Origin of the sequence: Brevibacterium sp. UMB1308A, from assembly GCF_030230605.1 — a bacterium.
Taxonomy (GTDB): domain Bacteria; phylum Actinomycetota; class Actinomycetes; order Actinomycetales; family Brevibacteriaceae; genus Brevibacterium.
In genome coordinates this window covers 53,442-67,616 of the sequence record NZ_JASPDO010000006.1, presented here as the reverse complement: position 1 = coordinate 67,616, position 14,175 = coordinate 53,442, and the positions used below count along the sequence as shown (strand labels likewise).

At 56.1% G+C, this 14,175-nt stretch carries 11 protein-coding genes and 1 tRNA gene; 2 read left to right on the top strand and 10 right to left on the bottom strand.

Annotated features, from left to right (window positions below; translation table 11 throughout):
• Window positions 1-11: 11 nt before the first annotated feature.
• The 5 genes from QP868_RS04640 to QP868_RS04620 form a co-directional block, all read right to left on the bottom strand.
• Window positions 12-1,307, bottom strand: coding sequence for a homoserine dehydrogenase (locus QP868_RS04640; RefSeq protein WP_284925449.1), 1,296 nt, complete (start codon window positions 1,305-1,307; stop codon window positions 12-14).
• Complete coding sequence (gene lysA / locus QP868_RS04635) at window positions 1,304-2,743, bottom strand: diaminopimelate decarboxylase (protein WP_284925448.1); 1,440 nt, start codon at window positions 2,741-2,743, stop codon at window positions 1,304-1,306. Before lysA ends, QP868_RS04640 begins: the two co-directional genes overlap by 4 nt.
• Window positions 2,743-4,383 (bottom strand): arginine--tRNA ligase, encoded by a 1,641-nt coding sequence (argS, locus tag QP868_RS04630; protein ID WP_284925447.1) that lies wholly within the window; start codon window positions 4,381-4,383, stop codon window positions 2,743-2,745. Before argS ends, lysA begins: the two co-directional genes overlap by 1 nt.
• 69 nt (window positions 4,384-4,452) lie before the next feature.
• Entirely contained in the window at window positions 4,453-5,139 is a 687-nt protein-coding gene (locus tag QP868_RS04625) for a response regulator (RefSeq protein ID WP_284925446.1), read from the bottom strand.
• Window positions 5,136-6,344, bottom strand: a complete 1,209-nt coding sequence (locus tag QP868_RS04620; protein ID WP_284925445.1) for a sensor histidine kinase — start codon at window positions 6,342-6,344, stop codon at window positions 5,136-5,138. The genes QP868_RS04625 and QP868_RS04620 overlap by 4 nt, the downstream gene beginning before the upstream one ends.
• Window positions 6,345-6,732: 388 nt before the next feature.
• Here QP868_RS04620 and QP868_RS04615 point away from each other — a divergent pair, with 388 nt between their 5' ends.
• Both QP868_RS04615 and QP868_RS04610 read left to right on the top strand, forming a co-directional pair.
• Entirely contained in the window at window positions 6,733-7,956 is a 1,224-nt protein-coding gene (locus QP868_RS04615) for a S1 family peptidase (protein WP_284925444.1), read from the top strand.
• Window positions 7,957-8,062: 106 nt separating this feature from the next.
• Window positions 8,063-8,857, top strand: a complete 795-nt coding sequence (locus QP868_RS04610; protein WP_284925443.1) for a hypothetical protein — start codon at window positions 8,063-8,065, stop codon at window positions 8,855-8,857.
• A 56-nt stretch (window positions 8,858-8,913) separates the two neighbouring features.
• Here the strand turns inward: QP868_RS04610 and QP868_RS04605 are convergent.
• The 5 genes from QP868_RS04605 to guaB1 form a co-directional block, all read right to left on the bottom strand.
• A tRNA-Arg gene (locus QP868_RS04605) sits at window positions 8,914-8,986 on the bottom strand.
• Between the two features lie 103 nt (window positions 8,987-9,089).
• Entirely contained in the window at window positions 9,090-9,989 is a 900-nt protein-coding gene (locus tag QP868_RS04600; protein WP_284925442.1) for a M15 family metallopeptidase, read from the bottom strand.
• 202 nt (window positions 9,990-10,191) lie between these two features.
• Window positions 10,192-11,250 carry a hemolysin family protein gene (locus QP868_RS04595; RefSeq protein WP_284925441.1) on the bottom strand — a complete coding sequence of 353 codons (1,059 nt, stop codon included), beginning with the start codon at window positions 11,248-11,250 and terminating at the stop codon, window positions 10,192-10,194.
• On the bottom strand, window positions 11,247-12,554 hold the full coding sequence (locus QP868_RS04590; RefSeq protein ID WP_284925440.1) for a hemolysin family protein: 1,308 nt from the start codon (window positions 12,552-12,554) through the stop codon (window positions 11,247-11,249). Before QP868_RS04590 ends, QP868_RS04595 begins: the two co-directional genes overlap by 4 nt.
• 107 nt (window positions 12,555-12,661) lie before the next feature.
• The gene (guaB1, locus tag QP868_RS04585; protein ID WP_284925439.1) at window positions 12,662-14,107 is read right to left on the bottom strand and encodes a GMP reductase; all 1,446 of its coding nucleotides are present in this window, start codon (window positions 14,105-14,107) and stop codon (window positions 12,662-12,664) included.
• Between the last annotated feature and the right edge of the window lie 68 nt (window positions 14,108-14,175).

The window sequence follows — 14,175 nt, the reverse complement described above, 5'->3', positions numbered from 1 at the left end:
ACTGTGTCTCCTTATTGGCCTTCGATGCGCAGAACTGAGTGGATGGTGCGCACGACGTCTAGATCGTTGAGGTTCTTCACGGTTTGAGCTAGCGCGCTTTCGGTCGCTGAGTGTGTTGCAATGACAAGTTTGGCGCGCGAGTCTCCGTCCTCCAGGTCATCGTACTGGGACTGTTGGACTAGTTCGATGGAGACCTCTTGGTTTGCGAACACTTCGGTAACCGCTTGCAGAACACCGGGACGGTCAGCGACGTCCAGTGTGGTCTGATAGCGCGTGGTGATTTCGCCCAATGACGCAACGGGCAAAATGGTGCGTGCGCGACGTTCGTACTGGCCGCGTCCACCCAAAACTTTACGACGCGCAACCGAAACGATGTCGCCCAAAACGGCTGATGCGGTGGGAGCGCCCCCTGCCCCTTGGCCATAGAACATGAGTTCGCCTGCTGCTTCGGCTTCGACGAATACAGCGTTAAATGCACCACTGACGGAAGACAGAGGGTGTGAGTTGGGCAGAAGTGCCGGGTAGACGCGAGCAGAGACCTTACCTAGGTCGTCGAGCTTTTCGCAGATGCCCAGGAGCTTAATTGTGAAGCCCTGAGCGCGTGCAGTTTCTACCATTTCGGCAGTCACAGAAGTGATGCCTTCGACGTACACGTCGTCGATGGTCACCGGGGTGTGGAAAGCCAGCGAAGCCAAAATGGCAACTTTAGCTGCAGCGTCGTGCCCTTCCACGTCTGCGGTTGGGTCAGCCTCGGCGTATCCCAGTTCTTGTGCTGTTTTCAGGGCTTCGTCGAAACCCCATCCTTCTGTGTCCATCTTGTCTAAGATGTAGTTGGTGGTTCCGTTCATAATGCCCATGACACGTGTGATGCGGTCACCGGCCAGGGAGTCGCCCACAGGTCGAATAATCGGAATTGCACCGGCCACGGCGGCTTCGTGTTCAAGACGCACTTGTGCACGGTCAGCAGCTTCGAAGAGTTCAGTAAAGTGTTTTGCTAAAAGCGCTTTGTTAGCTGTCACAACCGAAGCGCCAGAGTTAAGCGCGCTGAGAATCAGATCGTGGGCTGGGTCGATTCCTCCCATGAGCTCCACGACGATGTCAGCCCCCTGAATCGCGGCATTGGCGTCTGCCGTAATCAGATCTGCTGGGACCCCTGGGCGTTCCTTCGTAGTGTCGCGAACAACAACGGACGTCAGCTCCAGGTCGTCGCCAATCCGGTCGCGGAGTTCATCTGGGCGTTCCAGAATGCGTCGAGCGACTTCCACACCAACGGTGCCCGCACCCAATAGTGCGACCTTGAGGGTCATACGTCTCCTTCGAGTAGAGCTGGATCAAATCCAGGGTCGGTTGCAAACAGATCAGAATAGGTTTCGGGTTGAACGATCCAATAGGGGTCGCGTCCTTCTTCCACAGCTAAAACACCGGGACGAGGGACCAGGTTATAGTTCGAGGCTAGTGGCTTGCAGTACGCGCCTGTATCCGGAACAGCAATCAAATCACCAGCTGAGACATCAGACGGCAAATACTCGTCACGCACCACGATGTCTCCAGACTCGCAGTGCTTGCCAACAACACGTACCACGATCGGTTCAGCGTCAGAACGCCGGTTTGCCAGTGTGCAGGAATAGTCTGCGTCATACAGTGCGGTACGCGCGTTATCGCTCATTCCACCGTCAATGGACACGTACGTACGCACACCGTTTTCCGTATGAACAGGTTTGATCGTGCCAACTTCATACAACGTAAAAGCTGCCGGTCCCACAATTGCCCGCCCTGGTTCAAAGGACACGTGCGGAAGGTCGGTGTCTTCGTCTTCGCACGCGCGAACAACAGCGCGAGCAAGTTTGCGGGCCATGTCAGCAAAAGAACTCGGAGTGTCCTGCGAGGTATACCGGATACCGAAACCTCCACCCAGATCCACCTCGGCGACGGGAGCCCCAAAGTCCCGCTGCAAGGCGGCACGCAAGCGAATCACACGCGTAGCCGCCAGGATGAAGCCCTCTGCGTCAAAAATTTGCGAACCGATATGCGAATGCAAACCAACAAGGTCCAGGTGGGGGCTCTTCAGGACTTTCTTGCACGCTTCTAACGCTTGGCCGCTTGCCAAAGAAAGGCCGAACTTCTGGTCTTCATGGGCAGTTGCGATGAAGTCGTGCGTGTGGGCTTCGACCCCCACGGTCACCCGCACCATGACTGGCGCAGTCACGCCACAACGCTCGGCGATGCGTTCAATTCGGGGGATTTCGTCGAGCGAGTCCACCACGATGCGGCCGATCCCCCACGACACTGCCATTTCCAGTTCAGCGTCTGACTTGTTGTTGCCGTGAAGGCCAACGTGCCCAGGGTCCACACCGGCAGCGCGCGCGGTCAGCATCTCCCCCAGCGTGCAGGTGTCGACGCCTAACCCAGCTTCGGTTGCCCAGCGAGCCACGGCGGTGCACAGAAAAGCTTTACCCGCGTAGTACCCGCGTGCCGTCATACCGTTCGCTGCGAACTCGCGGGCGAAGCTCTCAGCAAAGTCGCGGGCACGGGTTTGGAAATCGTCCACGTCAAAGACGAAAACGGGAGATCCAAAGGTCTGGGCCAAGTCTTGGACGGAATGCCCGCACACCGTGAGAACGCCGTCTTTCTTGACCGTGTTCTTAGACCACAACGACGGCATGAGTTCATTGACGTCATCTGGTTCCGGCAGCCAAACAGGCGAAGGGCCGGCGTGCAGAACACCGGAGGGGTGAGCAGGCATTACATCCTTTCAGGGGCAGAAACGCCCATGAGGTCCAGACCGTTGGACAAGACGGTTGCGGTTGCCATGTCCAACATGAGGCGAGAAGAATGCACCGGCTCAACCGGGTCGTCGCCCAAAGGAGTCACGCGGCATGCGTCGTACCACTTGTGGAAGAGTCCAGCTAAGGACTCCAGGTACCTGGCTACCCGGTGAGGCTCGCGCAACTGGGCGGATTGGGCCACAACGCGCGGGTAGTCTGCGAGCGCGGACAGCAGTGCTGCTTCAGTGGGGTCCTGCAGGGTTGCCGGGTCAAAGGAGTCGGTGGAAACACCCGCCGAGGTGGCTTTCCGCTCCACGCTCTTCGCGCGAGCGTGCGCGTATTGGACGTAGTAGACGGGGTTGTCGTTGCTGGCGGACTTGAGTACCTCAGGGTCCAGTGCCAGTGGTGAGTCGGCTGGGGTGCGAGCCAGCGAGTAGCGGACTGCGTCCGAGCCGAGCCACTCCACAAGGTCGCGAAGCTCGATAATGTTGCCAGCGCGCTTGGACAGACGCGCCCCGTTAACGGAAATGAGCTGTCCGATGAGAATTTCGATGTTGCGGTTGGGGTCGTCGCCGGCTGTCGCAGCCAGGGCTTTGAGGCGCCCGACGTATCCGTGGTGGTCAGCGCCCAGAAGGTAGATCTTCTCGTCGAAACCACGATCGCGCTTATTGAGGTAGTACGCGGCGTCAGCGGCGAAGTAGGTGGGCACCCCATCTGAGCGCACCAAAACACGGTCTTTGTCATCCCCAAAGTCGGTAGTGCGCAACCATACGGCACCCTCGTTTTCAAAGACGTGGCCTTGTTCGCGCAGACGTTCAACCGCTTCGGAGATGGCGCCGGAGTCGTGCAGGGTGCGTTCGGAGAACCACGTGTCAAAGTGCACACCAAAGGACTCCAGGGTGTCCGAAATGTCTTTCAGCTGTGCTTTGTACGCTTCGTCTTTGACCTGCTCAAAGATGTCTTCGTCTTTCGCGTCGTTCCACTCTGGGTGGCGACTGAGCAGTTCGCGCGCGATATCGGCGATGTACTGACCGGGGTACCCACCTTCGGGTACGTCCTTTCCACGCATGCGCGCAAGTACTGAGTTGGCGAACGTATCCATCTGTGAGCCGGCATCGTTGATGTAATACTCAGTGGTCACAGTGGCACCGGCAGCTTTGAGCACGCGACCAATGGCGTCCCCTAAGGCCGCCCAACGCGTGTGTCCAATGTGCAGTGGTCCTGTTGGGTTTGCCGACACGAATTCCAAGTTAATGGTGGAGTCTTTGAGTAATTCCCCACGGCCGTACTCACGACCAGCCGAAACGATGTCGGCTGCAAGCTTGCCAGCCGCGCCCGCTGCCAAGGTGATGTTTAAGAAGCCAGGGCCGGCCACCTCGGCCTTCTCAATCCCTTCCACACCGCTCAGAATTTGAGCCAGGCCGGTTGCCAGCTCACGCGGTTGCAACCCAGCCTTCTTAGCGGTCTGCAAAGCCACGTTGGTTGCCCAGTCACCGTGGTCGCGATTCTTTGGGCGTTCGACAACAAGTTTGGCGGGAACCTCCACGTTCGTTCCGTGCGTTTCGTTGTACGCGGAGATGGCCTGTTCAATAGCGAGTTTGAGTTCTTCGGGTGTCACATGCACTAGCCTAATCGGTGCATGTCAGGCGCACACAACTGGATGGCGTTTTATGAACAAGGTTTGCACTCAGCGGTGCCGGTCAGCGCTCATAGGTTCCACGGCCCCCGAATTAAACGCCTGAACCACAAGCTCCAAGCGCGACCGTACATTGGCCTTCTTCATGATCGACGTGATGTGGACTTTAACCGTGCCTTCACTGATCCCTAGGAAGCGCGCAATTTCGTAGTTGGACTGCCCGCGACACAGCTGCGTAAGAATTGCTTCTTCCCGTTCTGTTAATCCGTAAAGGTCCGCCGGTGTTTGCCCGGTCGTTTCGTGTACCGCAACCGTACGAGAAAACCCGGCTGCATCTGGCGAGAAAACGGCGGCGCCAGCGGCAACTGAGAGAATTGCTGCCCTGATCTGACTGATATCCGAAGTCTTAATGAGGTATCCGTTTGCTCCCGCTTGCATCCCTTGCGCGAAACGTTCTTCCACGTCATACGAGGTGAGAAGCATGATCGGGGTGGTGTTTCCCCGTTCGCGTACAGCTTTTGTCGTCTCGATGCCGTCCAGCTTTGGCATTGAAATATCACACAGGTACACGTCTGTAGGTGGCGCAATGTCACTGTCGATGTCGTCGATAAGCGCCTGGCCGTCGTCATACGAGCTCACCACGGTAAGATCGCTCTGCGCATTGAGCAGTTCGCAAATGATTTTGCGCGCGAACGGGTCATCGTCAACGACACTCACACGCGTTACGGGAACATTCATGACACTGTCCTTTGGTGTGCACCAGGCAACCGAATCTCCAAAACCCATTGTTCCTTGCCCTCACAGAGGCGGTCCCGCCTGGTTGTAAGCGATCCACCGTGCGCCCCCAAGTCCCGCGTCAAAGACTCCAGTCCAAAACCAGAACTGTCCACACCCGAGGCGTCTTCGCGAATCGTATTAGAGAAGACGAGGCTCACGTGGTCATTGAGCCCGACGATGAAGCTCACGGGCCATTGAGGGTCGGCATATTTCACCGTATTGAGTAATGCTTCGTGAAGGAGCCGGCTCACCACGCCTGTGTAGTTTTGCAAAGCGTAGATCCCGCCCGGTGTCGTATACACATTCACCTCAAACCCGAAGGCGTCCAGCTGTTCTGAAAAACGTTGAATGGCGCGTTTCACGTCCGCTTCAGCGGTTGCGCTTGCTTCATCGCTGTTGTCGCCGCGCGTTAGTTCGGCGTCCCGAGGTGGTCGAGCACCGTGGATTTTGTCGTCAAGTGTCCGCAGCCGGCTAATAAGAACGCGAACTTCACCGGTCGCCGAATGAGCCTCGTTCACGATCTGATCCAGGTTCGCAGTCACTTTTGCAGGTTCAGACATGCGTGCCTGCTGGGCAAGAAGTGAAACACGGGTAAGAACTCCACCGATCGAATCGTGGAGATCGCGAGAAAGTTCAGTACGCAATTCGTCTAGAGAGAGCCGCGCATGTTCTTTTAATCGTGCTTCACGCATCAGCAGGTATCGCACTAAGTGACCTCCACCCAGAGCAATCGCTCCCACTATCACCCAGAACACTACGGACGACACGAGAACTGCGTGCGACACCTCGGACGTCATAACAGCCCCGCTCAACAACACTGCCACGGTGATCATGAATGCGTACCCGGCCCATTTGTTACCGCGGACAACCATGTAACCCGCAGTCACGGGTAGCAACAGGGCCGCAACGCCAAAGAAGGTGACGTCAACAATGACCGATACAACGACCATCAGCGCACAGACACCTACCGCGATCCACGGAGTCACCACCATGAGCGCAATTCCGACGCTAATCACTAGAACAATGACCACTGCGGCAAGGCCAAGTGCGTACGTGGATTGATCAAGCAGACTTGCGAGTGCGAAAAGACCTGCGAGGGTCAGTGGAATGATGCTGCTTCCGACTGTTTGCGTATCATCCCTGACGACGCGACCCATTCTGCGCATTGCATGATCATACAACACATAGTGACGTAGATTACGTTTTATTTCACGCTAGAGACGAGCTATTTGAGCAGTTCAGCAGGGCAAATACCCATAATTGGACGGCTATAGCAGAACCACGGAATCGTGGGATCTTCGCTAGCGACCGCAGGAGCGGGGGCACTAACTCCTAGAACTAAAAGACCTGACAACACTGCATATGTGAGCTTTTTCATACTCCAATAGTGCTAGGCAAAGTGTGACCCAGGCAATACTACTTTCGTCATAGCTCCCCCACTAAGGTCAGGGGCGCCCCTGTCGAAATTCTTCTCGAAGCTGACTTTTGCGCAATGGTGACCAACCTCACATTACGAAAAAGTGGAAGTGTTCCCATTCGACAAAGGAGAACTCAGTGAAGAGAAAAATCCTATACACCGCACTGGCTGGAGCGTTCGCACTTTCCGGACTGGCGGTCACACAACCAACCGCTGTCCACGCCGGACCTCAGGCGGTGAAACCATCACCAGAGGTCAAACACATCAACCCGTCGTTTAGCGACGAGCAGGTCAAAATCATGGCCAAATCGTCGGGCCGCTCTGAAGCAGCACAGCGAGCCCACTTGGAAAAGCAGGCCAGCCAAAACAACAACCTGTACGACCTCAAGAAGGACGGCTACTCCTACGATGGAGCGTTCTTTGATAAGGACAACAAACTCGTTGTGCAGGCGCCACAGGGAAGCAAGGCAGAGAAAGCAGCCAAAAAGAAAGGCCTCAAGGTTCGCCACGTCAAAAACGGCGAGAGCAAACTCAACTCGATCGTTGAATCACTCAATAAAGAGTTGAAGAATGGGGACGATGTCGCATCAGTAGCCCCGGACATTCGCAAAGACCGTGTGGTCATCACTGTGACAGAAAAGAACGCCAACTCCAGCTTGGTAAAGAAGGCCAAGAAGTTTGGCTCCGCTGTCGAGTTCACCCAAGGTAAGCGCAACGAAATTCACGCCAGCGCAGCCGGCGGGGACAAAATCAGCATGGAATCGGGCGGATACTGCTCCGCCGGCTTCCCAGCAACCACGCGTGATGGTCAAAAGGCCATGGTGTGGGCTGGACACTGCGTTGAAAACCAGCAGTCGTTCTATGCAAATGGTAGCTTGTTCGCAACGCACGGTGACACTGCGTTCACGTCATATGATGGCCAACCGGATTACGACATCGGTTACGTAGTTCTGGCGCAAGGCTCCGATCTGTCCACTGACGTCAACACATATGGTTCCAATGCGGGCATTTCGGACTCGTCCCGAGGTGACTGGAAAGCACCCGTAGGAACAGACCTATGCCGGACCGGAGCAACCTCGGGTGTCACATGTGGACAGGTGACTGGATACAACGCATCCGTGACCTACTCCGACGAGTATGGACAATCCGTCGCTCAGGTTTCTGGGCTGGGAACCTCCACCGTGTGCACGGCAGCCGGTGACTCCGGAGGGGCATACACCTCAGGAGGTTACGCAGTAGGTATGACTTCCGGTGGACCGGCAGCGCAGCGCTGTGGTTTCAACGGTGGCTATGTTGACGGCCAGTCGTACTTCCAGCCCGTCACCGACGCCCTGAACTACTATGGCCTGACCTTCGGATAGGACACGTTCCCTCAACTCCACCACCCATGAGTAGCCCCTCGCTCACAGTAGCGAGGGGCTACGTTCTTGCACCGGTAGGTCTCGACACACTGGTTATAGTCGAAGCATGTCTCACTCACCGCACCGCCCCATTGGCAATCTTCAAGGAGCAGACGCGCAGTGGGCGTGGGCTGTTGTCCACCGGCTGAATCACAACGGGGTGGATCATGGCACGATAAACCGGACGGTTGACCACCTTCACCGCGTCGTCGCGTCATCAGGCGGTTCGCCCTTGCCGCAGACTCTGGGCGACCCCTATCACTTTGCCGACATGATCGCGAGGAATCCTGAAGCTGTCTTTGCCGCCTCGGAAAGTGAGGCGCTTAAAAATGAGTCAGTCATGTCCCTGGGCAAGCGCATTGGCAATCCCGTTCACCTTGGTGGAATCAGCTTGGTGTTTGTGTTGCTGCTGGGTTTCTGGACAGGCGCGCTCACCGGGTTGATGTTCCGTGAGGGCACGCAGTCCACCCCGCTCACTGCAGGTTTCTTGTTCACCATTGCAGCGTTCGTCGTGTTCTTTGCGGTCGTTCTTGCGGCTCCAGCCCGTTGGACGCTCGCACGCCCTATCCTCAGTATTTTTGGGTGGATACTGTTCTTCATCGTTGTGATTGTGGTGGGCGTGCTGTGGGCGCAACCAGTTGCGATGTTGCCACGCATGTTTGTCGCACTAGCCGCCGTGGTGCTCTCTGTGGGAGGCGCTGTCACAGCGTGGGTTCTTGCCGCTCAAGCAAAGCGCAAGGGGTCCCACGACAAGACAACCGTTGGGTACTTGCGGTTCCTGGGTTTCTTTACCTTGATTGGCACATGGGGCATGGCGCTCATCATGTACTTCGACATCGATATCTCGCAGTACAACTATTGATTTTCACTCGATCAAGGCGACTGACAATGTCAACGATGTCCCGACTGATCACACGGTGCCCGCGACAGGATTCGAACCTACGACCTTCTGCTCCGGAGGCAGACGCTCTATCCACTGAGCTACGCGGGCGGGAACCTCGACAAGTGTACCACTGGAGGCTCAAATACAAAGGGTCATATGCACCTGCAACTGCGCAACGCCTCGATCCCCTGGTTAAACGGGAGGATTAAGCTCAGTATCCCTTGACGTCTTGACGACCAGGTACATACTCCCAGTGCCATGGTTCGTACTTGGAGGACTTAGCCCAGTCTGGGTTCTCCCAGCCGTATTCGTGTCCGTGCTTCACGAGCCAGTCATACAGCGGTCCGCTTGCTTGCGCGGCACCGCCACCAAAGTCGATTGCTAGACCCATTCCGTGCAGGGACGTTCCTGGCTTTGCAGCCAGCCCTGGTTTGCGGCCTGCAACGCTCACCTGTGCGTCCAGGGTGCGGTATGTGTCAGTGAGTTCGAAGTCTTTTCCAGTGTCGGCCTTGTACGCTGCGTTCATTTTTGCGAATGCAACAGCGGCATCCTGGCGCAACTTGTGGTCACCGATACCCAGGTTGCATAACCATTCTTCTGGCAACTGCCCGTTTTGTGCTTCACCTTCTGGGACCTTACCTTCGCAGCCAGGAAGAGCAGTGCGCTTGACGGAAAGCGAGGATGCACGCGGGTCGCCCTTCGAGTCGGCCTTAACGCCACCGACAGCACCGTTTTGTCCTGCCAGGATGTCGTCGTCGCCGTTTGCTCCACCGGAAACGCTTTCGCTGGACACCGCGTGTGAGCTCGCAGCTGCTTCGGTTGTGACTTGCCCAGAAGAGCTAGCTCCTACGCCAGAAAGAAGAGTGGCAGTCATTGCAGCACCTGCTACCGCGAAGGCTCCAACTGCGGAGAGGGTCACGTTGCGCTTGCGACGCAGAGCGCGCAAAGCGGCACCGTTCGAACCGCGCACAGCTGGGGCAACCGAGGTTGTCTGGGGTGTTGCGGAGAGGGAAGTGAACTTCGCAAAAGTGGGGAACTTGCGAGACTGCGCTTTGCGTGCACGGCGAAGGTCTCGCCGCCGTACAGCAGTTGGCGTGGTTTCGTTCTCCACCTACTTCTCCTCACATCTTTGACTACACATGTGGCGTTGCGCCCATGTCACAACATAGTAACGAAATGTAACGATAAGTCATAACTTTGTGACATTCAAGCTTCGTTCATTGTGCCACACCTCACAGGTCCGTTCAAAAGTGCAGGTCACACGCCATGTGCGCGTACAACACACTTTGAACACACGTGTTACACATCGCAATTTAACGAGGGGTCCGTGGCTGGTTTCGTTGCATCGCGTCATGCACTTCACCCACCAACTCTTCTAGAACATCTTCCAAAAACAACACACCTACGACCTTCCCGTCACCGTCAATTACGCGACCCACGTGGTTACCCGCGTGCTGCATCGTGGCGAGCGCTTCTTCGATCTCATCTGTAACTGACACAGAGACCATGGATCGGAAGCGCTTGGCTGGAACAGGTTCGGTGTACGTTTCTGGAGTGTCGGCGTACAGAACGTCTTTCACGTGAATATAACTGTCGGGGCGCCCATCGCTGTCGATGAGGATATAACGCGAATACCCTGTTCGACCCACCAAGTGCTCAATATATTCAGGCGTTGCATCGTCATCAATCATGACAACAGAACTCAATCCCACCATGACGTCACCGACAGACTTGTCTGAGAACTCAAGCGCACCCTTCAACAAGTCCGTTTCGTCATTGAGCAATCCTTCACGCTTAGATTCGGCAACGATCTGCTGGACTTCTTCAACGGTGTACGCCGCGTTCACGTCATTACGAGGCGTCACGCCCACCAGTCTCAGCAAAAAGTTGGCAAACCAGTTCAACGGGCGAATCACGAACCCAAAAATCTTAGCCAAGAAAACGAGAGGCGGCGCGAGCAACAGAGCGGAAGTACGAGAGGTCGCCAAAGCAATGTTCTTCGGAATCATTTCACCTACCACAACATGGAGGTAAGTGACGATTCCTAACGCAAGAACAAAGCTGATAACGCCTGAGGCCTGCTCCGGAATCGACAGATAGTTGAGTGGCCCTATCAAAAGGTGGTGAATTGCCGGTTCTGAGAGGTTACCGATGAGCAGTGAGCACACCGTGATACCCAACTGACAGATCGCCAGCATGAGCGACACATGCTCCATTGCGTACAGCGTGGTTTTCGCCGTTTTGCGACCTTCTTCTGCCAACGGTTCGATCTGGGCTCGTTTAGCGGATACGACAGCGAATTCGGCCGCAACGAAAAAAGCGTTTCCGGCTAGCAGGAAAACAAGCCAGACTAGCCCTATCCAGTCGCTCACGCTGCACCTCCCAGATAGTCGGGAACGAGGCGCAGTCTTTCAATCCTGTGCCCGTGCATGCGTTCAACCACGAGTGAAGCGTCCTTCACCTGCACGGAGTCTCCGACTTTGGGGATCTTGCCTAAGGCAAACATGACGAACCCGGCCATCGTTTCGTAGTCCACGTCTTCCGGGATCTCCACTCCAGTCGCCTCTGTGACATTGTCTGGGCGCAAGCTCCCGGGGACTAGCCAAGAACCATCCCGCGCTGGGCGGACTTGCACACTTAACCGGTCGTGTTCGTCAACGACTTCACCAACAAGCTCTTCAACAACGTCTTCCAGGGTCGCAACGCCAGCCGTTCCGCCGTACTCGTCGATCACCAGCACCATCTGGTTACCGCGGCTGCGTAACACCACTAATAAGTGGTCCACCGGCATTGTCTCGGGTACCTCGGATACTTCTGTCATGAGCCCTGCCGCAAACGCGTCCTCGCGGTTAGCCAACGGCACTGCCACTGCTTGCTTAACATGCACGACACCCACAATGTCGTCGCGCGAATCCCCCACGACAGGGAATCGGGAGAAACCGGTTTGGCGGGCAAGTTCGGTGATCTGCGCGGCGGTGGTGTCCTTGTCGACCGTGGCCATCCGCGTCCGAGGTGTCATGACATCTTCCGCTGTGCGCTCAGAAATGCTGAGGGTACGTGCCAAAAGATCGGCGGTTTGGACGTCCATGGTTCCCTCGTCTGCCGAGTGGCGGACAAGGCTGGTCAGTTCCTCAGCTGAGCGGCCCGCGGAGCTTTCCTCCTGGGGTTCGATCCCCATAGCCACGAGAGCCTTATTAGCAGTCCCATTGAGCAACGCAATGACAGGACGGAACACAATCGAAAACATGTACTGCACAGGTACCGCGAAACTACCGGCCTTCATGGGTGCAGAAATTGCAAGGTTTTTAGGAACTAGCTCACCAACAACCATTGACAAAATGGTGGAAATGATCAGAGCCACCGTCAAGGACACAGCGCTCGATACGCCTTCACTGGCCCCAAGACCCTCAACCACCGGGATAAGAAGAGCGCCGAGAGACGGTTGCATTAGGTAACCGGTGAGCAGAGTGGTGATCGTGATACCTACTTGCGCAGCAGACAGCTGCGTCGAAAGATGATGGAGACCTTTTTCTAGATATTTAGCACCTGGCTGCCCGTTCCGCACAGCTTCATCGACAGTGTGCTTGTCAAGAGTCAGAAGCGCGAACTCAGCCGCAACAAAAACTCCTGTGCCTACGATGAGGAGGAGCGCCAAAGCAAGATAGAGCCACTCCATTTATTGCACAGTTCCGAATTGGAGAAAGGAAAAGACGGCAGTATGCCGAAACGTTCGGATGCCGGCCTCACGCCGGCCGGGACTGTCACTCGTCATAGACCTTGAGTTTACCAGCTCTGTAAGCGTGGTTGGCCCTCGTCATAACCTGCAGCCGACTGGACACCCACAACTGCGCGTTCAGCAAATTCCGGCAGCGAGCGCGCCCCTGCATAGGTACAAGAGGAACGCACACCGGAAGTGATCGAGTCAATAAGGTCTTCAACTCCGGGGTTCTGCGGATCGACAAACATGCGCCCAGAAGAGATGCCCTCTTCAAAAAGAGCCTTACGTGCACGGTCAAATGGCGACTCATTGCGCGTTCTGTTGGCAACTGCACGCGCAGACGCCATTCCAAAGCTTTCCTTATAGCGCTGCCCCTTTTCATCGACAAGCATGTCGCCAGGGCTTTCATGGGTACCAGCGAACCACGAACCAATCATGACTTGGCTAGCCCCAGCTGCCAATGCAAGAGCCACATCACGTGGATATTTCACTCCACCGTCAGCCCACACGTGTTTGCCCAGTTCGGTTGCGGCCTGCGCGCATTCGAGCACGGCAGACAACTGTGGACGCCCTACCGCTGTCATCATGCGGGTCGTACACATGGCTCCCGGCCCAACTCCCACTTTCACGATGTCGGCCCCGGCTTCGATGAGATCCCGGGTACCTTCACCGGTCACCACGTTTCCGGCAACCAAAGGAAGCCCCAAATTCTCAGCTTTGACGGCTTTCAGCGCCTCGATCATTTTTTCTTGATGCCCGTGTGCTGTATCTAGAACAAGCACATCAGCGCCCGCTGCCGCGAGCGCTTGCGCGCGAGCCACAACGTCGCCATTGACACCCAAAGCCGCTCCCACGCGCAACTGCCCGCGCGCATCCACAGCCGGAGAGTAAATCGTGGAGCGCAAAATCGACGCCCGCGTCACACAGCCAACCACCTCGGCGCCCGAAAGAACCGGAGCATAGTCCAAGCGAGCGTCAACAAGCTTGTCGAATAAGTCACGACGGTTGCCCGCATCACTGAACTCTGCAATGTCAAACGTGACCTGTGGCTGCTCCATAACATCACCAAGCGAGGTGAACTGGTCAACTCCCTGGAGGCTTTCCTGCGACACTATTCCGGCGAACTTGCCGTCTTCCAGCAACACTGCACACCCGTGAACACGCCTGGGCATAAGGTGAATGGCTTGCAGAACAGTGTCTGTGACAGACAGTTTCAGTGGAGTCTCAACAACAGGGTGGCGTTCTTTGACCCATTCGATCGTTTGCGCCACCACCGGGACCGGAATGTCCTGCGGAAGGATCGCTATTCCTCCGCGACGCGCAACCGTTTCGGCCATTCGGCGGCCGGAAACAGCGGTCATATTCGACGCGACAATAGGAATTGTGGTGCCCGTTCCGTCTACTGAACTCAAATCCACGTCAAACCGCGAAGCGACAGCCGAACGGTTGGGGACCATAAAGACATCGGAGTATGTTAAATCGTGAGATCCTGGTTCAGTAATAAAGCGCATGTGACCATTCTCTACAAGGTGTGTTCAAACAACAAAGAAGTTTGCCGTGTAGGGTTAAAATTGCTCTG